32 protein-coding genes and 1 pseudogene are annotated in these 26,515 nt (G+C 41.1%); 16 read left to right on the top strand and 17 right to left on the bottom strand.

The annotated features are described in order from the left end of the window. The 3 genes and pseudogenes from uvrA to DYY67_RS02170 all read right to left on the bottom strand — a co-directional run. Window positions 1-2,131 (bottom strand): annotated as a pseudogene (gene uvrA / locus DYY67_RS02160) (excinuclease ABC subunit UvrA); the annotation flags it as partial. Continuing rightward, window positions 2,124-4,064: an excinuclease ABC subunit UvrB gene (gene uvrB, locus DYY67_RS02165; RefSeq protein WP_168711821.1), complete on the bottom strand. Its 1,941-nt coding sequence runs from the start codon at window positions 4,062-4,064 to the stop codon at window positions 2,124-2,126. The pseudogene uvrA and the gene uvrB, both read right to left, overlap by 8 nt. Window positions 4,065-4,159: 95 nt before the next feature. Next, on the bottom strand, window positions 4,160-4,792 hold the full coding sequence (locus tag DYY67_RS02170; protein WP_166390383.1) for a pyridoxamine 5'-phosphate oxidase family protein: 633 nt from the start codon (window positions 4,790-4,792) through the stop codon (window positions 4,160-4,162). Between the two features lie 74 nt (window positions 4,793-4,866). Here DYY67_RS02170 and DYY67_RS02175 point away from each other — a divergent pair, with 74 nt between their 5' ends. After that, window positions 4,867-5,277 carry a hypothetical protein gene (locus DYY67_RS02175; RefSeq protein WP_166390385.1) on the top strand — a complete coding sequence of 137 codons (411 nt, stop codon included), beginning with the start codon at window positions 4,867-4,869 and terminating at the stop codon, window positions 5,275-5,277. A 14-nt stretch (window positions 5,278-5,291) separates the two neighbouring features. On the opposite strand, the gene DYY67_RS02180 is transcribed toward DYY67_RS02175, so the two are convergent. The 3 genes from DYY67_RS02180 to DYY67_RS02190 all read right to left on the bottom strand — a co-directional run bounded on the left by DYY67_RS02180 (window position 5,292) and on the right by DYY67_RS02190 (window position 8,850). Then, on the bottom strand, window positions 5,292-6,377 hold the full coding sequence (locus DYY67_RS02180; protein ID WP_166390387.1) for an LLM class flavin-dependent oxidoreductase: 1,086 nt from the start codon (window positions 6,375-6,377) through the stop codon (window positions 5,292-5,294). A gap of 132 nt (window positions 6,378-6,509) precedes the next feature. Then, entirely contained in the window at window positions 6,510-7,835 is a 1,326-nt protein-coding gene (locus tag DYY67_RS02185) for an HD domain-containing protein (RefSeq protein ID WP_166390389.1), read from the bottom strand. A gap of 70 nt (window positions 7,836-7,905) precedes the next feature. Next, a complete protein-coding gene (locus tag DYY67_RS02190) occupies window positions 7,906-8,850 on the bottom strand; it encodes an iron-containing alcohol dehydrogenase (protein WP_166390391.1) in 945 nt (314 codons plus the stop codon). A 141-nt stretch (window positions 8,851-8,991) separates the two neighbouring features. Here DYY67_RS02190 and DYY67_RS02195 point away from each other — a divergent pair, with 141 nt between their 5' ends. Further along, a complete protein-coding gene (locus DYY67_RS02195) occupies window positions 8,992-9,297 on the top strand; it encodes a hypothetical protein (RefSeq protein WP_166390393.1) in 306 nt (101 codons plus the stop codon). A 4-nt stretch (window positions 9,298-9,301) separates the two neighbouring features. Here the strand turns inward: DYY67_RS02195 and DYY67_RS11280 are convergent, their stop codons facing one another. The 4 genes from DYY67_RS11280 to DYY67_RS02215 form a co-directional block, all read right to left on the bottom strand. Further along, the gene (locus DYY67_RS11280; protein ID WP_166390395.1) at window positions 9,302-10,339 is read right to left on the bottom strand and encodes a zinc ribbon domain-containing protein; all 1,038 of its coding nucleotides are present in this window, start codon (window positions 10,337-10,339) and stop codon (window positions 9,302-9,304) included. 18 nt (window positions 10,340-10,357) lie between these two features. Then, entirely contained in the window at window positions 10,358-11,443 is a 1,086-nt protein-coding gene (locus DYY67_RS02205) for an SPFH domain-containing protein (protein ID WP_166389974.1), read from the bottom strand. A gap of 42 nt (window positions 11,444-11,485) precedes the next feature. Next, on the bottom strand, window positions 11,486-12,031 hold the full coding sequence (locus DYY67_RS02210) for a hypothetical protein (protein ID WP_166390397.1): 546 nt from the start codon (window positions 12,029-12,031) through the stop codon (window positions 11,486-11,488). Window positions 12,032-12,116: 85 nt separating this feature from the next. Continuing rightward, complete coding sequence (locus DYY67_RS02215) at window positions 12,117-12,878, bottom strand: hypothetical protein (protein WP_166390399.1); 762 nt, start codon at window positions 12,876-12,878, stop codon at window positions 12,117-12,119. Window positions 12,879-13,042: 164 nt separating this feature from the next. Between DYY67_RS02215 and DYY67_RS02220 the strand changes: the two genes are divergently transcribed. Further along, the gene (locus tag DYY67_RS02220; protein WP_166390401.1) at window positions 13,043-13,297 is read left to right on the top strand and encodes a DUF4147 domain-containing protein; all 255 of its coding nucleotides are present in this window, start codon (window positions 13,043-13,045) and stop codon (window positions 13,295-13,297) included. Next, on the top strand, window positions 13,263-14,306 hold the full coding sequence (locus DYY67_RS02225) for a glycerate kinase type-2 family protein (protein ID WP_218584680.1): 1,044 nt from the start codon (window positions 13,263-13,265) through the stop codon (window positions 14,304-14,306). Before DYY67_RS02220 ends, DYY67_RS02225 begins: the two co-directional genes overlap by 35 nt. On the opposite strand, the gene DYY67_RS02230 is transcribed toward DYY67_RS02225, so the two are convergent. Continuing rightward, a complete protein-coding gene (locus DYY67_RS02230) occupies window positions 14,292-14,678 on the bottom strand; it encodes a hypothetical protein (protein WP_178084789.1) in 387 nt (128 codons plus the stop codon). The two genes, DYY67_RS02225 and DYY67_RS02230, sit on opposite strands and share 15 nt — an antisense overlap. Before the next feature lie 76 nt (window positions 14,679-14,754). Here DYY67_RS02230 and DYY67_RS02235 point away from each other — a divergent pair, with 76 nt between their 5' ends. Next, window positions 14,755-14,961 (top strand): hypothetical protein, encoded by a 207-nt coding sequence (locus tag DYY67_RS02235; protein WP_166389989.1) that lies wholly within the window; start codon window positions 14,755-14,757, stop codon window positions 14,959-14,961. 66 nt (window positions 14,962-15,027) lie between these two features. Here DYY67_RS02235 and DYY67_RS02240 read toward each other — a convergent pair whose 3' ends face one another. Continuing rightward, window positions 15,028-15,210 (bottom strand): hypothetical protein, encoded by a 183-nt coding sequence (locus DYY67_RS02240; protein ID WP_166390405.1) that lies wholly within the window; start codon window positions 15,208-15,210, stop codon window positions 15,028-15,030. A gap of 473 nt (window positions 15,211-15,683) precedes the next feature. Then, a complete protein-coding gene (locus DYY67_RS02245) occupies window positions 15,684-16,856 on the bottom strand; it encodes a citrate/2-methylcitrate synthase (RefSeq protein WP_166390407.1) in 1,173 nt (390 codons plus the stop codon). A gap of 160 nt (window positions 16,857-17,016) precedes the next feature. On the opposite strand from DYY67_RS02245, the gene DYY67_RS02250 reads away from it, so the two are divergent. Together DYY67_RS02250 and DYY67_RS02255 are read left to right on the top strand one after the other, a co-directional pair. Beyond that, window positions 17,017-17,250 (top strand): hypothetical protein, encoded by a 234-nt coding sequence (locus DYY67_RS02250; RefSeq protein ID WP_166390409.1) that lies wholly within the window; start codon window positions 17,017-17,019, stop codon window positions 17,248-17,250. 59 nt (window positions 17,251-17,309) lie between these two features. Next, entirely contained in the window at window positions 17,310-18,290 is a 981-nt protein-coding gene (locus DYY67_RS02255) for a DHHA1 domain-containing protein (protein ID WP_166390411.1), read from the top strand. Here the strand turns inward: DYY67_RS02255 and DYY67_RS02260 are convergent. Then, the gene (locus DYY67_RS02260) at window positions 18,283-18,738 is read right to left on the bottom strand and encodes an Atu1372/SO_1960 family protein (protein ID WP_166390413.1); all 456 of its coding nucleotides are present in this window, start codon (window positions 18,736-18,738) and stop codon (window positions 18,283-18,285) included. The two genes, DYY67_RS02255 and DYY67_RS02260, sit on opposite strands and share 8 nt — an antisense overlap. A 65-nt stretch (window positions 18,739-18,803) precedes the next feature. Here DYY67_RS02260 and DYY67_RS02265 point away from each other — a divergent pair, with 65 nt between their 5' ends. Together DYY67_RS02265 and DYY67_RS02270 are read left to right on the top strand one after the other, a co-directional pair. Beyond that, window positions 18,804-19,037: a hypothetical protein gene (locus tag DYY67_RS02265; protein WP_320415919.1), complete on the top strand. Its 234-nt coding sequence runs from the start codon at window positions 18,804-18,806 to the stop codon at window positions 19,035-19,037. Window positions 19,038-19,135: 98 nt separating this feature from the next. Then, a complete protein-coding gene (locus DYY67_RS02270; protein WP_166390415.1) occupies window positions 19,136-20,191 on the top strand; it encodes a hypothetical protein in 1,056 nt (351 codons plus the stop codon). Window positions 20,192-20,194: 3 nt separating this feature from the next. Here DYY67_RS02270 and DYY67_RS02275 read toward each other — a convergent pair whose 3' ends face one another. Next, window positions 20,195-20,347, bottom strand: coding sequence for a hypothetical protein (locus DYY67_RS02275; protein WP_166390006.1), 153 nt, complete (start codon window positions 20,345-20,347; stop codon window positions 20,195-20,197). A 101-nt stretch (window positions 20,348-20,448) separates the two neighbouring features. Between DYY67_RS02275 and DYY67_RS02280 the strand changes: the two genes are divergently transcribed. From DYY67_RS02280 to DYY67_RS02295, 5 genes are all read left to right on the top strand, one after another. Next, on the top strand, window positions 20,449-21,864 hold the full coding sequence (locus tag DYY67_RS02280; protein WP_320415920.1) for a thioredoxin domain-containing protein: 1,416 nt from the start codon (window positions 20,449-20,451) through the stop codon (window positions 21,862-21,864). Beyond that, a complete protein-coding gene (locus DYY67_RS11425) occupies window positions 21,833-22,480 on the top strand; it encodes a hypothetical protein (RefSeq protein WP_320415921.1) in 648 nt (215 codons plus the stop codon). The genes DYY67_RS02280 and DYY67_RS11425 overlap by 32 nt, the downstream gene beginning before the upstream one ends. A gap of 145 nt (window positions 22,481-22,625) precedes the next feature. Beyond that, complete coding sequence (locus DYY67_RS02285) at window positions 22,626-22,979, top strand: hypothetical protein (RefSeq protein WP_166390417.1); 354 nt, start codon at window positions 22,626-22,628, stop codon at window positions 22,977-22,979. Between the two features lie 14 nt (window positions 22,980-22,993). Next, window positions 22,994-23,812, top strand: a complete 819-nt coding sequence (locus DYY67_RS02290) for a hypothetical protein (protein WP_166390419.1) — start codon at window positions 22,994-22,996, stop codon at window positions 23,810-23,812. Then, the gene (locus tag DYY67_RS02295; protein WP_166390421.1) at window positions 23,809-25,368 is read left to right on the top strand and encodes a hypothetical protein; all 1,560 of its coding nucleotides are present in this window, start codon (window positions 23,809-23,811) and stop codon (window positions 25,366-25,368) included. The genes DYY67_RS02290 and DYY67_RS02295 overlap by 4 nt, the downstream gene beginning before the upstream one ends. A 45-nt stretch (window positions 25,369-25,413) precedes the next feature. Here DYY67_RS02295 and DYY67_RS02300 read toward each other — a convergent pair whose 3' ends face one another. Beyond that, entirely contained in the window at window positions 25,414-25,794 is a 381-nt protein-coding gene (locus tag DYY67_RS02300) for a hypothetical protein (protein WP_218584681.1), read from the bottom strand. A gap of 54 nt (window positions 25,795-25,848) precedes the next feature. Here DYY67_RS02300 and DYY67_RS02305 point away from each other — a divergent pair, with 54 nt between their 5' ends. Continuing rightward, window positions 25,849-25,998: a hypothetical protein gene (locus DYY67_RS02305; RefSeq protein WP_166390425.1), complete on the top strand. Its 150-nt coding sequence runs from the start codon at window positions 25,849-25,851 to the stop codon at window positions 25,996-25,998. Between the two features lie 26 nt (window positions 25,999-26,024). Here DYY67_RS02305 and DYY67_RS02310 read toward each other — a convergent pair whose 3' ends face one another. After that, window positions 26,025-26,213, bottom strand: coding sequence for a hypothetical protein (locus DYY67_RS02310; protein WP_166390427.1), 189 nt, complete (start codon window positions 26,211-26,213; stop codon window positions 26,025-26,027). Between the two features lie 58 nt (window positions 26,214-26,271). Here DYY67_RS02310 and DYY67_RS02315 point away from each other — a divergent pair. Next, window positions 26,272-26,515 (top strand): hypothetical protein (locus DYY67_RS02315; protein WP_166390429.1); only part of this gene is annotated, 244 nt, incomplete at its 3' end.

Below are 26,515 nucleotides of genomic sequence, written 5' to 3' on the forward strand. Positions count from 1 at the left end.
GCATACAGCTCCCTGATTGGCGTGAACGCGCCAATGTATGTGGCAGGATTTGAGCGGGGGGTGCGTCCTATTGGGGACTGATCTATTCCTATTACTTTGTCAATCTCGTCTAGTCCTGCTATTGCCTTGTGCCTTCCGGGCCTCTCAATGGAGCCGTAGATGTCTTTGGCAAGTGCCTTGTAGAGTATGTCGTTTACAAGTGTGGATTTTCCAGAGCCTGACACGCCTGTTACGGTAATATCATCCCCAGGGGAAATGAGACATCTATTCCCTTGAGGTTGTTTTCTGCTGCACCTTTTACAATGATCTCTCCTTTTTTTGCAGACGCTCTTTTTTCAAATTTTATTGCATCGTGATTTTTAAGATACTGCCCTGTTACAGATTCCGAACTTTTCAAAATGTCATGTATTGTTCCCTCAAAGACCACATTTCCCCCATGCACACCTGCGCCAGGCCCCAAGTCAATTATCCAGTCAGAGCTTCGCATCACTTCCTCATCGTGCTCTACGACAAGTATTGTATTTCCAAGGTCTCGAAGCTTTGTCAGGGTCTTGATGAGTTTTGCATTGTCTCTTTGGTGAAGCCCGATTGTTGGCTCGTCAAGCACATAAAGTACGCCTGTGAGGTTTGAGCCAATCTGGGTTGCAAGCCTGATTCTTTGCGCCTCTCCACCTGATAGGGTTGAGCTTACCCTGTTTAGCGTAAGATAGTTCAGACCGACATTTCTTAGAAATTCAAGTCTTGATAAAACCTCTTTTAGAATTGATTTTGCAATATATTTTTCAGTCTCGCTTAGCTGGAGATTTTTGAAAAACTCGTAACACGAATCAATTGATAAATCACAGACATCCATTATGGACAATGAGTTAATCTCTACTGCAAGCGATTCGTCCTTTAGTCTTCTTCCCTTGCATGTATTACACGGGGTTTCTCGCATGAACCTGCTCAGATCTTCTCTTTTTGATTCAGAATCTGTCTCTGCAAAATTTTTCTGCAAGCTTGGTATTACGCCATGAAAAGTGTTGGTATACTCCCATCTTGAATCAGTTGACTGCGATTCATATGAAAACTTGACAGCCTCCTGGCTTCCATACAGGATGATATCAAGTTGCTTTTGTGACATTTTGTTAATTGGAGTCATTAGGTCAAAGCCGTATTTTTTTCCAACATCTCGTAGAGTCTGCCTCCTAAATGACGAAAACCTGCCTGACCATGGAACTATGGCCCCATCCAGAATGGATTTTGTCTTGTCAGGAATTAGCAAGTCAGGCTCAAACTCCATCTTGACGCCCAGTCCGTGGCATGTCTTGCATGCGCCAAACGGCGAGTTGAACGAAAATCCTCTTGGCTCAAGCTCGCCTATTGATATTCCACAAAATGGGCATGCGTTGTTCTGAGAGTAGACTTTTTCTTGGACATCTACGACCATGACATCCCCTTTTCCTGCCTTTAGCGCAGTCTGGATTGACTCGTAGAGCCTGCTTTTCTCCTCCCAAGTTGCCTTGAGCCTGTCAACTACAATTTCTATATTGTGCCACTTTTGTTTGTCAAGTACTGGAAACTCGCCTGTAATCTCTATTATTTCCCCGTCTACTCGAATTCTAGAATATCCTTGTTTTTTTACATCGTCGAATATTTTTTCATACGTTCCTTTCTTTCTTCTAACAAGCGGCGCTAGAACCATTATTTTTTTTCCTTCTGATTCTTTGAGAATTGATTCGCAGATTGATTCTATTGACTGGTTTGATATCTTGCGCGCGCATCTTGGACAGTGGGGAGTTCCAATTCTTGCATATAGCAATCTGAGATAATCGTAAATCTCTGTTATTGTTCCAACCGTAGACCTTGGGTTTTTGCTTGTGGTTTTTTGCTGGATTGATATTGCAGGTGATAACCCCTCGATTGAATCAACATCTGGCTTGTTCATCATCTCAAGGAACTGTCTTGCATAAGCTGACAATGACTCGACATATCTTCTCTGTCCTTCTGCATATATTGTATCAAATGCAAGCGTTGATTTTCCAGAGCCTGACAGGCCAGTAATTACAACAAGTTTATTTTTTGGAATGTCAACATTGATGTTTTTTAAATTGTGCTCTCTTGCACCTCTGATGATGAGTTTGTCATTCATTTCTTAACTGTCTCTGTATTTTGGTCAGTTTATCACGGTATTCAATTGCATTTTCAAAATCAAGATCCTCGGCATAGCGCTTCATGGTGGCCTCTATCTCAATTGCAAGAGTCTGCAAGTCATGCTTTGACATGTGCTTTGTCTCTTCGAGCACTATTGTCTGAGAAGGTATTGCCTTTACGATGGTGGCAGGCGTGATTCCCATCTTTTTGTTGTATTCTAGCTGCCTGCTCTTTCTTCTTTCTGTTTCTGCCATGGCAAGCTTCATCGATTGTGTGATCTTGCTTGCATACATTATCACGGAACCGTCTACGTTTCTTGCTGCCCTGCCAAATGTCTGAATGAGGCTGGTAATGTTTCTCAAAAAGCCTTCCTTGTCTGCATCAAGTATGGCGACAAGGGATACCTCTGGTATGTCAAGGCCCTCTCGCAAGAGGTTTATGCCAACTAGAACATCAAATTCGCCAAGTCTTAGCTGCCTTATTATCTCAGTTCTCTGGAGGTTTTCAATCTCCGAATGGAGGTATCTTACTTTGACCTTGTTTTTAGACAAATACTCTGCCAGGTCCTCTGCCATTCGTTTTGTCAGTGTAGTGACAAGCACGCGCTGATTTCTGTCAACGCATTTTTTAATTTCCAAAATCAAGTCGTCCATCTGCCCTTCTGTCTTTCTTACCTCTACTGTTGGGTCTACAAGACCTGTTGGCCTGACTAGCTGTTCTACTATCTGAAAACTTTTCTTGCGTTCGTACTCTCCAGGTGTTGCAGAGACAAAGATTGTGTTTTTTACATATTTTTCAAATTCTTCAAACTTTAGAGGCCTGTTGTCAAAAGCGCTGACAAGTCTGAATCCGTAATCAATTAGAGATTTTTTGCGCGTATGGTCACCGTTGTACATTCCGTGCAACTGAGGCAAGGTGACATGTGATTCATCAACTACTAGCAAAAAGTCATCTCCAAAAAAGTCAAGAAGGCAAAACGGAGGCTCGCCTTCATGTCTGCCATCAAAATGCCTTGAATAATTTTCAATTCCGGAACAATATCCAAGCTCTTCAATCATCTCCAAATCATATTTTGTTCTCATCTCAAGTCGCTGTCTTTCAAGCTCGCGCAACTGTGACAGTCTTTCTTTTAGTTCATTTCTTATTGACTCAACTGCCTTTTTTCTGGCATCTGCTGCAACAAGATAGTGTTTTGCAGGATAAATCTTGATTTGCGACACTTGCTTTTTTTCTGCAAGAGATACAGGATCACAGATTGATATCTTTTCAACATCGTCTCCGAACATGGAAATTCTTACAATAGAATCCGAATATGCCGGAATGATGTCAACTGTATCGCCCTTTATTCTAAATCTGCCAGGCAATAGCTCAGTATCATTTCTGTCGTATCTTGCATTGACTAGTTTTTTGATCAAAGATGTTCTGCCAATCTCTGCGTCTTTTTCTATTGTAACTGACATCAGCTCCCACTCGCGAGGTGAGCCAAGTGAGTAAATGCATGAGACGGTGGCAACAACTATGGTTGGCTCACCTGAAAGGAGCATGGCAGTTGCCTCTAGCCTCATTTTTTCAATTTTTTCGTTTATCTGGGTGTCTTTTTCAATGTAGGTGTCAGTCTGTGGTATATAGCTCTCGGGCTGATAGTAATCGTAATAGCTTACAAAATATCCGACATTATTTTTTGGGAAAAACTGTTTTAGCTCAGAGTAAAGTTGAGCAGCAAGCGTCTTGTTGTGTGATATGACAAGCGTATTTTTTCCAGTCCTTTGTATGGCGTTTGCAACTGTAAATGTCTTGCCGCTTCCTGTAACACCAAGCAGAGTCTGGATCTTTTTCTTTCTAATCCCTTCTGCTAGCGCATCTATTGCCTGGGGCTGGTCCCCTGTGGGGGTATAGTCTGATACTATCTCAAAGGTGGGATTTTCAAGCAAGATTGTACTTGTTTGTGTCTATTCCTAACTAAAACTTTGAGTTGCTTTAATCACTGACTGGGTGTTTGCATGTATTTTCCATGCTAGTTGTATTCCTACCAGAGCGGGTCTTCTGATATGTCAAGGCCGTCTCTTGTCTGCTTTATGCCCATTGTTTTGACTGTATCTTTGGCAGTGGGGGTGTTTCTTTCAAGGATGAGTTTTGCAAGCACAAGTCTTGTTTTTTTGTCCAAGTGCTGCCCTATCTTGTATTTGCCGCGCATTGTTTCTGGTACTACTTTGATGATGGCAACCTCATCTACCACGTGCATCTCAGGTGTTATCTTTTCATATTTTCCTTCTGGCTGGTACTTTTCCATAAGCGAGTTTAGCGCAAACACCTTCTCCTCTCTGTCTGAGACTATGCTCCCGCGCCCCTTTATCACTACACTTATGTAAAACGTGTCTGCCTGTGATGCATCTGTTGGGTGGCTAAAGTATGACGGCAGAAACTCTAGACTGTGGTCGACTTCAAAGCCGACCTTTGGGTTTCTTGTAATGTTTTCAAGTTTCTCTCCTTTGACGTGAGAGTGCATGTATACTGCGTCTTTTGCGTAGACAAAATTCATCGGTATTATCTGCGGATATCCGTCCTTGTCTATGCTGCAAACACGGCCGGTTTCCTGGCTGTTTAGAAATTCTATTATCTTCTCTCTTGATTTTATCTCCAGTCTTCCAAGTAATTGCATGGATCAGTGATTCTACTTGTTGTTATTTTTGCGTATGCTTTAATGGTTAAATTAGGGTGAGTATACCGTAACATATGAGATCTGGCAGCCGTGGATCTACTTTTGGGACATTTATGATAATTGGTACTACAGTTGCCGCATTTTCAAGTTTTGTGTACCGCCTGTTTGGGGATACAATTCCAACCATATTTTGGGTGCATCTCAAAGAAGTTGGCGCTGCACTGATAATGCTTGCAGTCTTTGTATTTGCAGTTGCATGGCTGCTCAAGGCAAAACCTCACAAAAAACCGCAGCACTATTTTGTCAAGGTCTTTGATCTTTTCGGGCAAGAGTTCAAGATTGAGGGCATGAGAACTGAATTTAAGACACATGATGTAGCATGGAGCTTTATGAAAAACTACAAAAAATCCTATCCGTTGTACAACTTTGCGCTAGTCTCTGATCTTCCAAACTCTGACAAGATGACTATATTCCGATATCTTTAGGAAAAATAATCTAATTATTTTCTTGGGTTGTTTTGGTCTTTAAAGTATGGCAGTACTGTAGAGCCAAACTTGTCTATTGAGCCAAAGTATCCTGAACCCCAGAATCTGACAATAAAATGGTTGACTCCTGCTTTGATGAATCTCTCAAAGACTGGTATGATGTCGTCTGGAGTGCCAATACCAATTGATGAGCGTGCTACCTTGTCTGGAATTGTCTGAGCGGCCTCTCTCATCTTTACTATCCACTCTTGATTTGACATGGAATATTCTGTGAAATATTTCTTAAAGTCAAAGCCGGCAACATCTTCAATTCCGTGCACCTTGAGCACTTCGGGCTTGAACAAGCTGACCTTTACTGCATTTTTCATCTTGGCCCATGCAACTTCTGTATCATCTGCAAAGTAAACGTCGATATCTACACCGAACTGGAATTTTGAATCATCTCTTCCATTTTCCTTCATGGATTGCTTGATTGATTTGACATGCTCCTCGTAAAGTTCTGGGGTATATCCTATTGGAATCCAGCCATCACCATATTTTCCGCACAGCGCAAGCGTCCTTGGTGCACCTGCTGCCATGTATATTGGGGGATGTGGTTTTCTAATCGGAGCTGCCTGCAGGCATGCATTGTCAAGCTCGTAATATTCTCCCTTGAAACTTACCCGATGATCAGGCGATGACTCAAAAAGTAATTTAATCACTTGAAGCTGTTCTTCGAACCTTCCAACTGGCTTGTCCCATTGTATCTTGAACTCTTTGATGTTTTGGGCCTCGCCTGCACCGATGCCAAGCGTGCCTCTTCCATGTGATACTCTGTCAAGTGTAATGCTGGCTAGCGCAATATTTGATGGATGTCGTCTTACTGCATCTGTGACACAAGTTCCAAGCTCCACTTTGTTTGTAATGGCGGCTATTGCAGAGAGCATGACCCATGGGTCGTTTACAATTGCATGATTCCATTGCGGGACATTGCTATGGTCCATGTACCAAATCGAATCGTACCCTACCTTATCAGCCAAAACGCAAGCTGTTAAGATTTGATCCTCTGTTAACCCGAGACGGGCAACATTCAACCCCTGTTGAATTCCAAACTTGATCATATTTTATCCGAAACCCTGTCGCAATTTGTTCATTTGAAAGCGGTATTTAAGTTTAGTAAGGGAAGCGGTAATCGTCGTTTGAAGTGATAAAGTGGCAGTAAAATCTGGCAGGCTGTTAATTGTGGACAAATTTTACAGCTTAACCCTATAGTAATCCCATCTTTCAGGATCAAACTGCCTCACAAACTCAATTTTCTCGTTACGCTTTTTCCTTTCCTGTATTACGTCCCTTAGGGCAAAGCTTGCAAGATACTTGTATCCCTTGGATTGGGACTGCATCAAAAACAACTGGCGCATCTCGCGCCCGCCCTTCAATCCCCAGTATCCCATTTTCAGTGCAATGGGCTCCAAAAATACAGTATCATTTTTTCCAAAGTGTGGGTCGTCAATATCTGAGCGAAGTTTATAGTTTTCAAGTGAACTTCCCTTTACAAACCCAACCACGGGACCATTCTCGTTTCCAATCCTTAATGTGTTGAGCAATGTTTTTGGATCCCGCACAGAGTCTGCAAAACTTGCCTTCAAAAATTGTAGAGGATATGGCAACTCTTGGAAAATTTCAAAAAGTGCGCTGATAAATTCATCTCCCTGGCGTGTTGTGATCTGGTCAATTGTGGGCACAAGCTGCACCTTGTCGTAAATCACTGCAGCTTGATTTTGTATCTCGTTTTCACGAAGCCTCATGAATCCCAGTACGTTGTCCATAAATGATTTGCGCATAGTTCTTGGCAGGGCTCCCAAAATTTGATTGCACATCTCTGATTCATTGTTTAAGAGATCCTCAAAATATGCAACAGAGCGAATTGCTATCAAATTGGGGTGCCATGCCAAAGAATGCGCGTTCTTTTTTGCCATCTCAAGCGCATATGAGAAGTCGCCCATTGCATAACCGGCAATCCTGTCTGATACTGAAAGAAACCATCCAAGTCTGTTGTAATGCTCCATCTTTGACGAATCGTCTCTTGTGATATCTGACACGGAATGAAAATGATCAATTAGTAATTCTGCTTTTTCTTTATTTTCTCCTACCCAAGGATACGTTGTTCTCAATATCATGGCTGATATGATGTTGGGGTCTATGTCAGATTCTTTTAGCAACGCCTCAAGTGTTTTGTCAGTCTTGACAAAATTTACTGCATCTGGCTCGTGTGGTTTGTCTACTCTTTTCTGCGGATCGTAATCGTGGAACAAGGCTGCGACAAAAAGATATTTTGTATCGTCTTTTGTAATAAGATTCTGCTGGCTTTGCCACTGTGCTGCCAAGAGTGTGACATATGTTACTTCCAGCTCGTGGATTATGTTGTGATATCCATAGTAATCAATACCTAGACCTTTTTGGTGGAACAGGTCTATTGTATAATCAAGTATCTTCGAATAGCAAGAGGACTCTAACCCGCTCTGATTTAATGTCTCTAATATTTTCCCCCTGAGATTGCTCGTGCTGTATATCTCTTGCATTGGAACTTTTACTTGTATGGTACAGGTACCATAAAAGCTTAATTGGAAATGAAATGAGGATGTAATTCTCTTACATTTTGCCGTTGACAATGTCTTGCAAGAGTTGCATGACATCTTGTTTTGTCACCGGCAGTGGATTTGGATCGAGGTGTCCCTTGTCTGTCATGATGACATCTGCAGCTTGATCAACAGGTGCCTTGAGAACAAGTTTGTCAAACTTTAGCTTCTCTATCACTTCCTTGAATTTGTCATAGAAGATCGACTTGTTGAATCTATGTGCCACTGTAGTGCAAGATGATAGCGAGTATCCATGTGGCACTCCTTCGTTTGAAAATGCATATGATAATGCATGTCCTAGTGTTGTCGATGCGTTGCCAAAACCAATCCCGGACAGCATGGAGCCAAATGGATAATTTTCTGGCTTGTTGTTCATTATCGCATCATACAAAATATCAAAAGCAGACTTGCACATCATTTTTGTAAACTCGTTTCCTCTCTTGCTGTCATAGCCTTCTGTTGCCTGAGCACATGCATCACACACTGAATTTTTGACTATGGCTTCTGGAGTTCCGTCCATAAAGTAAGAGTCAATGACTGCAACATCGGCAAGAAATCTTTCATCTTGCAAGAGCTTCTTTTTTCCTTCAAACTTGAGTACGCAGTATGTTGTCATCTCTGCACCTGTACCAAATGTTGTTGGAATGAGTATCTTTGGTATCTTCATCTCCATGCCTGCATATTTTGCAACATCAAGTGAGCTTCCACCGCCAAGACCAATTATGGCAGATGGATTTTTTGGCTTGAACTCTGCGACAACTCTATTCACTGTTTCAATAGAAGGCTCTGGTTCAACCTTGTCATATAGCATGTAATCTTGAATATTCATCTTGGTAAGCCATTTCTTTGATACATCGGGAGGTGCTGTTGTAACAACTAGGGAATTTTTTGGATATTGTGTATCTGATAATGCGTCTTTGCCATAGTTAATCGTCTTTGGCATTCTTACTGTATTCATAGAAAAATAAGATTTTCAATTATTATTATACTCTTCTTTGGTCTGACATCTGAAAACCGAAAACAAAACTTGCAGGTTGTGCCAAATAGATGGGAAGAAAGGAGTGGATTTTTATATCTAAAAACCAGAGGATAACCAGAAATGAGTCCTAAAAACTCTGATGAAACAATTTCCAAAGTAGAATCCATGATTCGTGTGCTCTCAAAAGCGACACCGCGTGGCAATATCTTGGATCAGGATGACATTCAGGCCCTCAACCATGTAGAGTTGGAAGATCAACCAAAATTGGCTGACAGGCTGGAGGACATGATTGTGCTTCTAAAAGACGAGCCAGATAACAAGCGAAAGATACTAGAGATTCATGATACTACAATGGACGAGTTTGGCCATGTCGAACCAGTTCGTGATACGCTAGAATCGGTAAAGACGTATTTTCTCGGTAAATAGCAGGTTAGAGTCCTATGCTGTTTATTGCAGCGCCTGAATTTGCATCAATTACTAGGATTATCTTTTTCCCCTTGTGGTCATATTTTGCAAACCAGATTGGTACGTGCAAAAGCTCACCGCTTGATACCTCTTCCTGAGTGTCAATCTGTTGTATCATGTGGTACTGAGAGTGTGCCCTCTTTGATTGCAGCTGGTCTGCTATTCCCTTTGCTTGGCTTTTTGCCGCATCCTCGTTGATATCGCCGTTTAGAACTTTGACTGATTTTGGAATCTTTTTGGAATCAAAATCTACTCTGCCATCGAGCGCAAATTCGTAATCGTGGGGCTGGTACATTGTTAGTGCCTTGAGTGCAATTACAGGGCAATTGTAGTTTGCGTCAATTGTGTAAGCCCTTTTTGTATTTGAGCCGCCACCCATCATTCCGCCACCACCCAGCATGCTTCCCATCAGCATGCCATCCATCATGCCCCCGCCAAAATTTCCGCCTCCTCTCTGCGAACCAAATCCTCCTCCGCCCATGGCTCCCCCCATTACTCCAAACAAAGCAGCTGTTGTAGCTATACTTCCAACTTCTGCTGCAACATCTATTGCAACAAGGTTGGTTCTTGCGGTAACAGGAATTATCCAATAAGGAACCATTGTCAGGTTGATCTCTTCCAGAGTTGAACTCTCCTGCAAATGTCTGTGAAGCAAACCATGGTCCATCATTTTTTTCAGTCTGGCGGTAGCATCGTCCTTGTCAGTTATTGTGATTGGAAGCATTGTATGTTTTGCAATATTTTTCCAACCTGTATTTTCTAAAGTTACACTGCTGCCGCAATATTCGCATGTTATTACCATCTCGCCAAATTTTGGAGAAATGGGTGCACCACAACTTGGACATTTTATTTCTTTTATCGTGTCCTGATCTTGATTTGTTGTTGTCTGAGTGGATTGAGGTGTTTGAGATGCCTGAGCTGCTTGGGCTGCCTGAGGCTGTTGTTTTGCACCACATTTTATGCAAAAAGTTGCGTCATCTGGAAGTTGCGTGTCGCATTTCATACAATACATATTTTTCTCCTAACTCGTCTTCAACTGCTTGCCGCAGCTGGAACAAAACTTGGAATCGGTGGCAATGTGAGCACCACATTGTGGACATAGAATTCCTTCCTGTGGTTTTGGCTGTTGTATCTGTTGTTGACTTGAACCGCAATTTGGACAGAAACTGTTGGATACAGGCATCATCATACTGCATTTGGGGCATTGTTTCATTGGTGGCTGGTACATTCCTTGTCCCATCTGACCTGCCATGGCATATCCTATTCCAGAGCCTGCCCCGAACCCTACACCTAGGCCAGCCCCTAATCCTGCCACGCCCCCTGGATTCTTTGCAGCGTCTGTCATTGCTTGACCTGCTTGGTACTGCATGTAGTTGACTCCAAGCACTGACATTTCTGATCGTGTGTTAATTGCCTTTTGCACCTCTTCTGGTAGACTGATTGTAATTCCTGATATCTTGTTGATCTCTATTCCATATTGTCCAAAGTTAGTTGGTGCATTGGCAAGTACTATTTGCTCAATGTTTTGAAGATTGGTGGCAATGTCGGTAATTTTCAGTCCATTGTCTTTCATCTTTCCTATTGCATTGAACACAAGAAGAATCATCTGTTGCTTGAGCCTTGTCTCTATATCATCTGAGGTCTGGACCGCAAAGGTTCCAACGAATTGGTTGATGAAATTCTCAGGTTGTGATATCTTCCATCTAAATTCTCCAAATATTCTCAAGTTTACTATTCCAAAGACTGGGTCAACGAACTGATATGGTTCAGCAGAACCAAATTTTCCATCAATGTACCTGTTCTGCAAATAATAGACTTCTGCTGCCTGCTGCACTCCTGTGAAAAATTTTAAGAGACCACCGACTATTGGCGCATTAAAATCGGTAAGGGCATATCTATTTGGCTTGTCAAAATATGTCAAAACCTTTCCATCTCTGAAAAAGACAGCAATCTCATCTTCTCTGATTACAATGTTATCATTTAGCCTGATGAGGCGTGGAACTTTCCACATGATGTTTCCTTCCTTGTATTGTGAATCCCACTCTATTGTGGTAGACCCTGCTATGCTACCTCCGCCAAAATTTGGATCTTTTTTATGCCCAAACATTTACAGCCCACTTTTTCCCTTTCTTATTATTATTTTCATTTCCTATTTTGTCACCAATATGTTTTCAACAGATTCCAGCCTCTGCTTCCATGTGTGTTTAAAGTCGTCTAGCATGGGGCCAATTTTGGCAGCAATTGCTTGTGCAGTTGATGTGCCTGAAGTATATTCAGTCAATGATCCAGAAACTGTGGAAGAAATTTGCTCAGCGCTATTGACAAAATTATAATCATATTCGTATAACTTGTTTAATGTGCCCTCATCAATTCTTATGTTAGGTGATATGCCAGCAGAGCCTTGCTGGGAATGAAATACCTCTCCTGAAATTTGTTGTACCTGTGAAATGATTGCTCCAATGGAAGTCAGGCTGGTAAAATCGCCCTTGTCAGACATGGCTTTTCTCAATGTTTCCAGTTTGCTTTTTGATTCGTCTAGTTTGTCAAAAACCTGCTTTCGTAGCAACTCGTCTGCCGCTCTAATGTCTTCTAGCTTGCGGTATTCTTTGAGCGCAGGTACGACAAGCTGCAACTTTTTGAAAAAACCGCGGCTCTGGTCTACCTTATCTCTCAGGTCTGGATTATTTCCTGACATTATGTTTCACCATATGCAATTACATCGCTTAAGGATTGCGTAACTAATGTAATGCTGTTAATTTCACAGAGAAAATCATGATTTTCTAAACTACGATTATTCCATTTGAGATTAGCCATTGTATTCCTTTTACAAAGTCACCGTCAGTGATTTGTCCTGCCGCCCACCAGCCAGCATTTGTTTTAATCCATGCTGGAATTGGCGGTGCTGTTGAAGGAGTAGAGCCTCCTGACTGTGTTGGTATCTGTATTATTCCATGCTGTATCATGTATTGTAAACCTTGGATAAATTGGTCGTCTCCAAGCTGTCCCTGCGACCACCACTTTGCATTGTTTTTAATCCATGCTGGAATCACTGTGCTTTGAGTTCCATTAGTCTGTGGGGGTGTTGTTGAATTGGTATTTGGAGTTGTTCCTCCACCGAGATTAACAGTAAACGTTGCAGTCTCTGGCGGTATTGGCTGGAAAAGTATTCCGTCTACCTCAACTATTACCTGGTATGTTGCAGCATCAGGTAATTGGCATGGTATGGTAACTGATCCTTCTGCTGTATGCAAAACCGGAGTGCCGCAGATCTGATTGCTTCCTTCCATGACTGATACTTTGTAATCTATGTGCTGTTGTGCTGCATGAGTTGATTTGTTGATAAAACTTATCAAAAGATTTGTAGAACCGCCGGGGGTTGGACTTGCAGGATCTGTTGCAAAGCCAACATCTATTGTTCCGCCGCTTGTTGGCTTGACAACTTGATCTGCATATGCAGGAATTACCATGATTGTAACAATTGCTAAAAGCCCAAAATACATCGATAGGCTTCCCTTGGATCTAAAACCCGTATTTTTCCACATGGTGTAACTTTGTTGTAGACTATATATAAAAAAACTGGAACAAGGATACGCATTCCTTTTAAATTTTGATGTTATGACCTTTGATACTGAAAAGATTCAAAAATTCATCTGCTTTTCCTTATCTGTGCATGAGCTATAAATGATTGTTAAAAATTTTAAGCGCCTTGCAACAACTGGCAAGCAAAAAATTGGCACTGTCGATAATAGAGCAGGGCATTTCTGGTGCCATGCCAAACGTTACACTTGAAAAGATTGTAAAGCAAAACTCTCTTCATGTAGGCAAAAAAAAGATTCCTCTGGGTAAATATCGTAGAATCTATGTGGTTGCCATTGGAAAATCGGCAGACTCGATGACAAACACGATAGACTCGCTGACTCGTATTCATGGAGGACTGGTGGTCATACCTGACAGCGACTAGTTCTTTGATCAAGAAAAAAAAATTTACCATAATAAGATCTAGTCACCCAATTCCTACCAAAAAAAGTACCACTGCAGCCAGGAAAATAATTGAATTTCTCAAGTTCTTGGAGGCAACCGATCTGGTTATCTTTTTGATCTCTGGCGGCGCATCCTCGCTAGTTTCTCTCCCAGACGGCATATCATTGCAAGACAAGCAACTCACAACTTGTCTCTTGCTGAGATCTGGGGCAAACATTCGTGAGATAAACTGTGTAAGAAAACACCTGTCACAAGTAAAGGGCGGAAGGCTGGTGGAATCGCTTGGATGCAAAGCCGTATCGCTTGTAATGTCAGACGTAGTGGGAGATGATCTTTCTGTGATCGCATCTGGAATAACATACTGTGACAAATCTACGTTCTCTGATGCAAAAAAAATTCTAATAAAATATGATCTCAAAAACCTAGTTCCAAAAACAGTTTGGAAAAGAATCGTCCTTGGAACAAAAGGCGTGATACCTGAAACTCCAAAAAAACCCAAGATCCAAAATTATGTCATCCAGTCTAATCGCACCTGTGTCGATCTCATGAAAATCCGCGCACAAAAGCTTGGATTTGTCACAAAAGCAGTTTATTCTGTGGAAGGCAATGTGTATGATGTTGCGTCTAAGCTTTCAAAACATGTTCCAAGATCTAAAAACTTTTGTCTTGTTTTTGGAGGAGAACCGACCGTTGCAGTAAAGGGAAAAGGAAAAGGTGGACGAAACCAAGAACTAGTCTTGTATCTGCTAAAAAAACTAAAAGATCGAGACAAAAAAATTACCATGGCATCTGCAGGAACTGATGGAATAGATGGAAATACGTGTGTTGCAGGTGCAATTGCAGATTGTACCATGCCAACAAAGCCCATCGACAAATATCTAAATGAAAATAATTCTTATCACTACTTTAAGAAATATGGCGGACTGATCTTTACAGGCCCAACTCACACAAATCTTATGGATGTTGGTCTGATATTATTGCAAAAGTAAGGATGTTGCTCTGTTTTGATGCGACTCGATCAGGTGATATTTGATCTGCAGTCCTCTTTGATCTATTAGTTGGTGGATGAATCTAGTTTTTGAAATTATGAATGGATCATTTGCAATTTTATTTTCTGCAAGATGATCAAACATGGATTTTAGATCAAGCATGATATTTACAGTGTCAGAATTTTTTATTACGAACCTTCCAATTCCCCAAAAGAGACCTACATGCAATGCAATGTATTTTGACTGTTCTGTAGACACTAGATCATAGTAATTTTCTGCATGAGTTCTTGTCTGTTCCAGACGAGTCTCATTGTTTTCGATCACCCATGAGATTGATTTTGTATTTCCGTCAAAATAATATCTATGATCCATATGTCAATCAAAAAGGCGTTGATTGTCTATATATTTTGAATATACAACTGAATAACAAAAATAAAAATCTGTGTTCGTGCTAGAAGCAAATTCTTTTTTCACAAACATGGTCGACGAGCTGGTCGAGTTCTCAGCATATGATCCAGAGCTCGCAGAGGGACTAAAGTGGATCGACGGCGAGGCTCAAAAACGAGGAATCACTTTCTATGAGATGGTCTTCCATGTTCTTCACAGGTATGATGTTGATACCAAAGCAAAAGACTGGCTTTCAAAAAGAAACTAGCTTCTAAAATTTAGTAACTATTATAGGAGAGCAAAATGCGGTGCGCAGTATTTTTTCAAAGACAAACTAGGTTATTGTTGAACAAATATCGCTGAACACGTTTGGATTGTATTGTCCTGCATACATCTTGACGCTCTTGTCACGAGGAATTATTTTGCAAATCACATGCGGTATGAGAAAATCTGCCATGACAAACACGCCTATGAGCAAACACCCGACTACAATAATAATTCCAAATGGGATCTTCATAGCTTGGCTGTGTAGTACGCCTGTATAATAATCATTTAGTGGTTTTTCCGGTTTTGCACTTGGTTCATCTTATCTCTGCTTCTTTTTAGAACAATCTTACAGTGTGGATCTACGCCACTTTTTTAAAGTCTGAAGATCGAAGAATGACGTATTTTGAAAACTCTAGGTGTTGTTATCCACGTTTAATTTGGATCCAATTTTTGGTATTATTTTGTTGATTATCGGGATACTGATAACAATATTTGCCAATTTTTATGATACGTCTATATGTTATGCATCATGTGTACATGAATTTGATCATCTTCGTTACACTGTAATGATATTAGGTATTGCAGTTTCTGCTACGGGAATAATACTTTTTAGTCTATCACGTAAATATCTGCAAACTCATAAGGGCAGATAGATATTGGCTAGCATTATACTGGCGGTCTGCGTAGTTTAACTAATCATTTAATCAATTTTCAGTTTGCCTGTCAGGCAGGTGTTTGTCTTTTTTCGATAGGCAAGTATTCGCAACCTGATGGCCCGCAATACTTTCCAACATACACCGCCTTTGGTCTGTAAAGCATGGGCTTTGGCTGGGCCTCGGCAAATTTTTCTTCAATTATGTGCGCAGTCCATCCGGCAGTTCTTGAAATTGCAAAGATTGGAGTGTTAAGGTCCATCGGTATGCCAAGCATATAGTATGTTGATGCACTGTACAAGTCTACGTTTGGAAAAATATCTGATCCCTTTACCTTTTTCATTTCTTCTTCTGTGACTTCTTCTACTCTCTTTGTTATTCTGTACCATGGCTGCCCTGTCTTCTCTGACAGCCTGCGGGAAAGCTCTCTTAAGACTTCGGCCCTGGGATCAAATGTCTTGTACACTGCATGACCCATTCCCATTATCCTGTCCCCTTTTGCAAGCTTTTCTTTTATCTTGGATTCTACTTTATCTTCGGTTTGAATGTCTAATAGCATCTTCATGACCTGAAAGTTTGCGCCACCGTGAAGCTCTCCACTGAGTGCGCCTATTGCAGCACTGACTGCTGCGTACATGTGAGCACGGGTTGAGGCCACTTCTCTTGCAGCAAATGTTGATGCGTTAAAGCTGTGTTCTGCATGTAAAATTAGGCAAATGTCAAAAATTCTTGCAATCTCGGGGTCTGGCTCCTTTCCAGTTAACATGTATAGGAAATTTCCGGCATGACCGAGTTTTTTTGAGGGCAGAACAACCTCCTTGCCATTTCTAATCCTGTCCCAGTACGCTATGATTATTGGAATTTTTGAGATAAGATCTATTGCCCTGTTGTAATTGGTCTTGTGGTCGTCTCCTTTTTCCTTGTCGTATACTGCAAGCTCTGATATGCGAGACTGGATGACATCCATGGGATTTGCAGTCTTGGGAAGATTTTTTAGATTTTTTTCAATGTTTTCTGGAATCTCTCTTGCTTGCATCAGTTTGGTTCCAAAGTCCTCTAATGTCTTGTCGGTTGGAAGGTCGTCATTGAGAAGAAGACAGGCAGTCTCTTCAAAGTTTGATTTCTTTACTAGGTCTAAAATGTCATATCCTCGGTAGATCAGTTTTCCATTAATGCCGTCTATTGCGCAAATCTTTGTATCTGCAACTTCGATATTGCGAAGCCCAATGTTCTTTGTTTCCACTATATACCATTGCGTCAAATGTGTATTAAAAATCTACTACCAAACACATCCTGTCTGTACGAGAAGACAATTACAACTTGAAAATGGCGGAAAATTAAGCAGTTGGTCTAATCTCACAACTCTGTAGCATATAGCAAAATTCCAAAAGAACTGCATGAAAATGATTCCACTAGAAGAGGATTTTATCAAACTAGTTGACAACTTTGTAGTTGAAACAAAAGATCCAAAAATCTTGGATGAGATATCGCAGCTAGACAGGGAATCGCGACTGCTTGGAATCTCGTTTTATGACATGTATTGTATGGTCTTGCAAGATGGTACCAAGCACAGAACTCTTGTTTCAGAATTTAAGAACTACATGGGATTGAAAAAGCCCGCTACTTTTGTAGCTTGAATTAATTGAGATCACGCCGTTTTTGATTTAAATGAGGGTTGTTCTGATGTGTTAATTCTATGGCAAGAACCAAAGTTGTCTGCATTTCACACAAAGAAGACGCTGATGGAATAGGCGCTGCATCATTAATCAGGCAAGCATTTGGCGGGGATACAAAACTGGTTGACTATCCAGGTCTTATGACAGAGCTTGAACAATTACGAAATGACGAATCAATAAAAACGGTATACATATGTGATTTGGGTCTTAGCAAAACAAACCAGGACCAGTTCGTTGAACTCCTAAAGGAATTGAGAAAAAAGCGTGTCTCAGTGACATACATTGATCATCATGATCTGGAAGACGGAATAAAGAAAAAAATCAAGGCCTTAAAAGTCAATTTGATTCATACAGTAAACGAATGTACAACCGTCCAGGTCTATAACGCATTCAAGTCCAAGCTAAATGATCACAGCTCTCTGATTGCCGCCTGTTCTGCAGTCACAGATTACATGGAGGACAGGCCGCTGGGTTCAAAACTACTCCAAAGATTTGACAGACAGTTCATTTTGCTTGAGGCAACAGTTCTTACATTTACTATTGTAAGCCACCAAAAAGACGGCGAGTACCTGCTGTATCTTGTTGATGAGCTCAGCCAATTAAAATATCCGCACGATATTCCAAACACTTTTGAATTTGCACGCATACAAGCAGAAAGAATCTCCGGTGTAATTCAAAAGGTAAAAGACAACATGAAGAAAATGAAGAACTTGGCTTACATGGAAGTCACAGATTCTGGCGCAAGTATGGTGGTTAATTTTGTCTTGGGCATGTCAGGAAAAGACGTTGGTGTGTCATACAAATTCAGAGAAGAAAAGGGGATTTATGCAGTATCTATCCGAGGTTCAAGATCATGCAAAGTACATCTGGGAAGAATAGTCAACCAGCTTGCAACAGATCTTGGCGGTTCAGGTGGAGGGCACGACAAGGCATGCGGTGCAGTCATACCAAAAGAAAAAATTTTACAATTCGTCAAAAAATTCAATTCAAAGCTTAACTGACTTCGGCCACCAAGTCTATCTCAACAGTAGAGTTTAGCGGAAGGCTTGCAACTCCAACTGCAATTCTGGAGTGCTTTCCTTTTTTTCCAAATATTTCAAACAACAAGTCAGAGGCGGCATTGATTATCTTGGGCTGTTCAACAAAGTCTTGCGCGCTGTTTACAAATCCTGACACTCGCACGATTCTTGAAATCTTGTCTAGTGTTCCAAGCTCTGCTTTGAGTTGTGCCAGGACATTTATGATGCAAAGCTTGGCTGCTTGCTGTGCAACTTCTATTGATATATTTGTAGGAACTTTACCATGAAATTCCACCTTGCCGTCTCTTACTGGAATCTGGCCTGAGACAAATACAAGATTTCCAGTCCTTACAACAGGAACGTACGAGCCTGCGGGCCTGGGTGGTGTTGGAAGTGAAATATTTAGCAAGGCAAGTTTTTCTTCAATCACAATTTTTTGCTCAGAGCCTGAACTTTTAACTTTATCTTGATATATGATGTACGCAGAGCCTAACTGTGGAAAAGGCACACGGCAAGAAAATGCAAAAGGACTTGGATATACTGGAATCAAAACTCAATGCACTAGAGGCAGCGTCTGATGATAAATCCAAAAAATCCATGATTGTAGTACTGAAGGGCATAGTTGAAAATCAAAAACATCTCGTAGATGAATTTGAGCACCTAAAAAAAGCAATAGATCTACTCACACTTCAGATCTTCAAAGTGGAAAAAAGCTTCAATTCTGGATAGCAATCTTGCGGCTGGAACCATATTGTCATGTTTTGTGACTCGGCAAGACGGCTCATTAATAAAAGATATAAATTCAGCACCTATTTTTTGGACAACAAATGTCAATTGCAAATGATCCTGCAGACAAACCAAAGCCAGTTCTAAGAGACAAGAATCCTCACAACTATAGAAAAGTGGGCTATTCGATGATAGTAATTTCGGTATCTCTTGTGGCAATTGGATTGCTTTCGTGGAATCTGGCAAGCAATTATCATTTCTCGTCTAACATAATGGCACTACAAGAAGTAGATACCATGACACCAAAGTCAGGTTACAATATTGTTCTTTTTGATGTATCACAACCGGTTGGTGCAAAACTGAGGATGCTGGATTCTGCAGCCACACTTGATGCTGCACACCAGCTGCAAACCCAAGATGCGGCACAAAATCCAGGCTCTACAATGCAGGTCCTAGTTTTCAATGGCTCTAAAGATTACAATCTAAACCAAATGGCAGGTGCCGAAGTGTTTCTACAAACTCCGACAACTGGCTACAATGTTGTACTTGATAACTATAATCTGGCAGTTGGGGCAAAACTGACATCAGGCTCACGCGAAGCTTCACTTGCCAACGCTACGGCTTATGAGCAACAACAAGAAAGTCAGATACAAGGACAAGAGGTCAAAATAATGATTTTTACCACCTCGTTTACTGATAATCTAAAACAGGTAACAAACTCTAGTACACCTGTGGCAAATTACACCATGGTGCTACCACCGCCGCCAGCCTCTCATGTACAAGCCAATCAAACAACGCCTGCTGCAAGCTCCAGCGGTTCCAATGCAACATCTACTATACCGCCTACTAACCAAACTACAACTATTACAACAAACAAGACTGCAGTTATTGCAACAAATCAAACTGTAACAATGTCGACTAGACCAAACGCTACTTCTGCTGTTGCAAATAAAACCACGGTAACATTATCAAACCCTGCAATTTCTGCTGTCACTGCAAATAACACTGCAACTGTACCATCTAACCACACCTCTTCGAAAACAACTGTAAATGCAACAGCATCCACAACAGTTGCAATGAATTCAACTGCGACTGTAGGAGTATCAAAATCAGTTGACCTAAATGAAACTGTAGGCATTAGCGTTACAGGAAAATAAAGGCTAGACTAGTTCTTCGTCAATCTCATCTATTGGATCAAGATATTGCTTGCATGTACAGTTTGGTATCAGACATTTTCCAGCTTTTAAAAATGAATGACTCTCACTTGAAGGCTCATGTATGGAATCAGTGTGGTGACAGCGCTTGCAGTTCATAACTGAAATAATTTGTGCTGTGTTATTTAATATTTGAAAAAATATGTCAGACTGGAAATAATATAGAACAATACAAATAGGCATTTTCAATTCTAGAGATAGTGGAACCAAACAAGCTAATCCATGAGTCAAGCCCGTATCTTTTACAGCATGCGCACAATCCGGTACAATGGTATCCGTGGTCTGATGAGGCACTAAAGAAAGCAAAGGATGAGAACAAGCCAATCTTTCTTAGCGTGGGCTATAGCGCATGCCACTGGTGCCACGTTATGGCTCACGAGTCTTTTGAAAACCAAGAGATTGCACAAATAATGAACGAGAACTTTGTCAACATCAAAGTCGACAGAGAGGAGCGACCAGACATTGACGATATTTATCAAAAGGTGTGCCAGCTAGTGACTGGCAGCGGCGGCTGGCCTCTTAGCGTGTTTCTTACGCCAGACCAGAGGCCATTTTATGTTGGAACGTATTTTCCACCGCTTGACAGCTATGGAAGGCCAGGATTTGGAAGCGTCACACGACAGCTTGCACAAGCCTGGAAGGAGAAACCTCATGATGTAGAATCTGCGTCAGAAAACTTTGTCAACTCGCTGCAAAAAACAGAGTCAATCACCATTCCATCAAAATTGGACAGATCAGTGCTTGATGAAGCGGCTGTAAACTTGCTCTCACTTGGGGATCCGACAAATGGAGGGTTTGGCAGTGCACCAAAATTTCCAAACGCTGCGAATTTGTCATTTATGTTGCGATACTCTAAACTCTCTGGAATTTCAAAGTTTCAAGAATTCACGTTAAAGACTCTGACGAAAATGGCAAATGGGGGAATATATGACCAAATCATGGGAGGGTTTCACAGGTATTCAACAGATTCCAGGTGGCATGTGCCACATTTTGAAAAGATGCTGTATGACAATGCACTGCTACCAGTTGTTTATGCTGAAGCCTATCAGATAACAAAGGATGAAAAGTATCTTGATGTGGTAAATCAAACACTAGAATATGTCTTAAAGGAGATGACATCACCTGACGGCGGGTTCTACTCTGCACAGGATGCAGATTCTGAAGGCGAAGAAGGAAAATACTATGTCTGGAAAAAAAGTGAGATTCGGGAAATACTTGGAAGCAACTCTGATCTGTTTTGTCTATACTATGATGTTGTAGATGGAGGAAACTTTGAAGGGCATAACATACTGCATAATAACATCAATTTGTCTTCTGTAGCATTTCAATATGGCAAGACTGAATCTGAAGCAAGAGACATTATACAAAAAAGCAAGGAAAAACTCTTGCAGGAAAGAAACAAGCGCGTGGCACCTGGCAGAGATGAGAAAATCCTCACCGGCTGGAATGGATTGATGATAACGGGTTTTCTGCGAGGATACAGGGTTACAAAAAATGATAGTTTTCTCAAGGCTGCAGAAAACTGCATCAAATTCATAGAAGAAAAAATGATAGAAAACGGGGAACTACTACACACCTACAAAGATGGGCAGGCAAAACTTAGGGCATACTCTTGACGATTACGCATGTTTTGTAACTGCACTGCTTGATTATTTTGAAGCAAAACCTGTCAAAAAATACCTGGATCTTGCAGTACATTATGCAGATTACCTGCTGGAACATTTTTGGGATGAAAACGAAAAGAATTTCTTTTTCACTGCAGACAATCACGAAAAGCTGATTATACGTACCAAGAACATCTATGACCTGTCGCTTCCGTCTGGAAATTCTGTTGCAGCAGGGGCATTATTGAGGCTGTATCATATCACACAGGATAAGCGATACCTTGATGCCTCGATGAAGATTATGGAATCACTTTCTACGATGGCTGCAGAAAACCCATTTGGTTTTGGTCAACTTTTAAATGTAATCTACATGTACTTGCAAAAACCAATTGAGATTACCATGATAAACTATACCAACAAGGAACTATGCACTTGGCTTGAAAAGAAATTTCTTCCAGAATCAATACTTGTGGGAATATATACTTCAGAAAATCTCAAGGCACTGCAATCGCTGCCATTTTTTGCAGGAAAAGAATTTGTCGAGGCAAAGACGCAGGTCTATGTCTGCAAGGATTTTACGTGTTCATTGCCGCTTGGAACGATAGATGAAGTTGAAAAGATTCTCTAGATTTCTGAGCTGGTATCGCTGAATTCAAAAATAACTGCAATCGGTTGCAAAAATTAGAACAAAAAATACGCCACTTTTTTAAACTAGCAACAAACACCATGTTATGATGAAACCTGCTTTATACACTGCATCAGTTTTTTTGATATTGACTATCTCTCCACTCAATCTCGTTTATGCTGAACAACAAAGCTATGGATCTTCTACGAAGGTATGGAATACTAATGTAAACAAACAGATACAACTTGTTGCAGATATCACAAACAATCAAGATGTCAAACAACCGTTTACCTATATCGTTCAAGTATTGGGCAGTGACGGAAAAGTTGTAATGTTAAACTGGATGACAGGTACACTGCAACCTAATCAATCCATGAGTCCTGCACAATCTTGGACTCCAACCAAACATGGGACATACACCGCGCAGATTTTTGATTGGCCTTGCCTTGTTGCCTGCGGTACCCTGTCTGAGCCTTTGACAATGAATATAGTTGTAACATAAGATAAAATCATAAAATGAAATCATTGTACCTTCTAGTAACTGCATTTTTGCTAATTGTACTATTGGCTTTTAATACTGCTTTTGCACAAAATGTGACAAATTCTTCGAACTTCATATCTCCAATTGCGATTACGCAGGTAGAGCTAAACGATCCTTTCAAAATACTTCCTGATGATACTACATGTGAAGATGCTGGTGTGGGGGAAGGCTGTGCAGTTAATCTGGTTCCAAACCACAAGGTTGCATGTGGACACTATATTGGAAGTGGAAGCTGTGAGCCAATACATGTAGAAAACAACCTGACCAATCCATGTGTAATTGCATCCGGGTTTCATGCCGATGGCGCTCCTGTACAAGATGTTCATACAAAGTACGGTGAACAATGGATAACACTTTACAACAGACTTGATACGCCTATAACCGCGTCACATTTTGAGATATATGCGTACAAAGAAGGCTGGCAGTCAGATTATTCTGGACCCGCACTTCCATACCATGTTGCAAATCCTCCAAGCATAGCACCATATCTTATCATGTTGCCACACCAAAGTTGTACCTATGGATTTATGGCCATAGATGAGCCGTTATCCCTCAATACTGAAAACACTACACTGACAGCTGTTTACCAGTACAATGGAACTCAATACATATCACAAACTCCAGCACTTACCGATATATGCAACGATTCCAGAACATGGCAGTTTGATGGAAACAAATGGGTTTTCGCGGAACAAAACACAGTACCAATTCCAGAATTTTCCTTTGCCGTTCCAATTTTGTTAATAGGGATTACATCAATGATTATATTTTACAGGATAAGATTTAGACAATGAAAATCTTGTATTTTTTTATCATTGCAATGTTTGGAATTATTTCTAGTGGCATTGGTTTTGCATCAGCCGATGTGGAAAAATCATTGATTCAAGTCAACGGCACACAATATGAAATTGATTACAAAGGCACAAACGTATCGGTAAACGGGATATCTGCCCATTTTCGCTCTTATTATGATAATCGTCTTGATCTTGACATCACAAGCAGCCAAACGCAAAACGGTTCCATGTCAGTATCAATGTCAAATGAAGCTGCAGAAAACATATTTTGTCTTGCAAGCAGAGAAGTGGGCGATATCCATAATTCCTTGGACTTTATGGTAGGCACCGACAAAATTATGCCCGAAGAGTTCAGCCAGTCATCCAACTTCAACGGCATATCTTTAACATTTGATATTCCTGCAGGCGCCAAGCAAGTCACTATGGACCACATGTTTGTCGGCATGGCAGTTGCTGACCCTGTCCAGTTCTCAGGAATTCCAGGATTTGGAATATATCATCAGGGAGAGCGGCTAAATTTCACTGGAATTGTACAGGATGGATGCAACAGGCGCCTGCCATATTCTGACATTCAAATTCATGCAGGGGTTCTCTCAATTCAAGACATGACAACACAGGCAGACAAGACTGGCATTTTTAATACAAATTTTACGATACCTTACAATGCATCTTCAGGAAGATACATGATGGGACTTGACGGTACAGATGGAAACATGTCAGGAAAATTCTCTAGCATTCTGCTTGTGGAACAAAACAACGAGACAAACGTGTCATACAAGCTTGATGACCCAAGGCTTGGCACATTTGTCATTCCGTACCATCTTGATGGCGGAGAGATTTCCTACATTGATGTAGATCCGATATCAAACCTTTTAGACGTGAGATATTATGCATCACATGATGCCACACTTAAAATCAGAATACCTTCAGAACTCATGGATTTTGTCGGGACCATAAATGATACCACAACATTGTATTCAGGATTGAGGGATAGCATACCACTGATAGAGCATCTTGACTCTCAAGGGGACAGGGTGTTCACATTGCCTGTAACAGAGGGAAAAGACAATGTCATAACTATTCAAGGAATCCACTATGGAAAAGATGCTGGCTATGACAGGCAGGGTGTCGCTCCGGTAAGAATCAACGATACTGCTTACTATCCTGTGCCGTATAACATAACCAATGGCGCCTTTGACATCACGGCAGATCCTGCAGATAACGCATTAAAACTAAGAATCGAGACAACCCTGGGTGATGGACACTTGCACCTTGTACTTCCGCGAAAACTAATTGATTCTATAAATGGAGAGGGAAATGACCAGAATTTTACTGTACAATACTGGAAAATGATGGACAAGACAACACCGGTAGTCTATCATGAATCGCAGACAAGCAACAACACAAGAACACTTGAGATTGATTTTGAAAATGGTACAAGCATCATGTATATTTATGGTACTTATCTAGTTCCCGAGTTTCCATTTGCTGTTCCCGTTCTATTGATTGGCATTACATCATTGATTGTCTTTTATAGGGTAAAATTTAGACAATGAAAACTCTGTATCTTACAGTAACAAAAATAAAAATAAAGGGAAAAGTTATCGGAGCAGGTTATCTTGGGCTCTCTTATTTTCTATCTGCTTTGCCCTGACTACAAAGGCAACAAAAATTCCGCCAAAGATTCCTCCTGATATTATTGTGGCTCCAACCACTCCGCTTGCGCTAAGATATGGCGTTCCAGAACCTGCGCCAGGGTGTGCCTTGACTTCCTCAATTCGCTCTCTTGCAAGTTTTAGGTCTTGCTCAAGGGTCATGCCGGTGTTTGACCCTTGGGGATAAGTTTGCGCAAATGCCAGTGGCATGAGCGCACTTGCAGCAAAGACTGCAAGCAGAGTGCCTGCAAGAGCTATTCTAGTTTCTGTCATGTTAGTATAATACGCAAATTTTGGATTTAGCGTTTGATGAAAGCCAGATTTCATCAAAGGTTTTACATAGTATCGTGTAGATATAGTACTGTACATTTACAATGACCAGTGAAAAATCAAGGCAGCCAGTTCCAGGAGAGAGTAAGCATCTACGATGCAGATGACGAAAGACTCAGGGTACTAGGCGAGGTTCTGGTAACTGATACTAGCAGAACTGTATTGAAATTGCTATTTGATCCATATACTTACGGCAAATGAGATTGCCACAAACGACTGGATTCTCGCTACAACTTGTGAAATACCACGTCAAAAAGATGCAGGATGTAGGCTTGATTGAGATATCGAAGATAGGCAAGAACACAAAAGCCCATGACATGAAATATTACTTGCGCTACAAAATTTGCAATTGTAATTGTTCCTTCAAAGTTCTCAGAAAAAGCCAGGTCAAGCAAATCGCTGCTAAAGTCGTTCAAGTCAATCTACCGATTTGGCGCAGTAGGAGTCTCTGCAATTGGCTCATGGTTTGCAACTATGGCGCTTCAGGGAACTGGCAGTATAATGCAATCAAATCCCGTGCAGGAAATGCAAAAAATACCAAGCAGTGCAGGCTCGACAAGCTATAATCCGTTTTACAATGGGGTGGGAGGGCCATACTCTGGCAATGGAGGAATAGGCTCTGGTGCTACACTTGAAGAGATGCTAAAGCTTGCAAGATCAAGAGTAACTGAAGTGATACATCACCCACATGCGGGCTCGGGCACACCCGTTTTTCAAT

This window comes from Candidatus Nitrosotalea sp. TS (genome assembly GCF_011319465.1).
Classification (GTDB): Archaea; Thermoproteota; Nitrososphaeria; order Nitrososphaerales; family Nitrosopumilaceae; genus Nitrosotalea.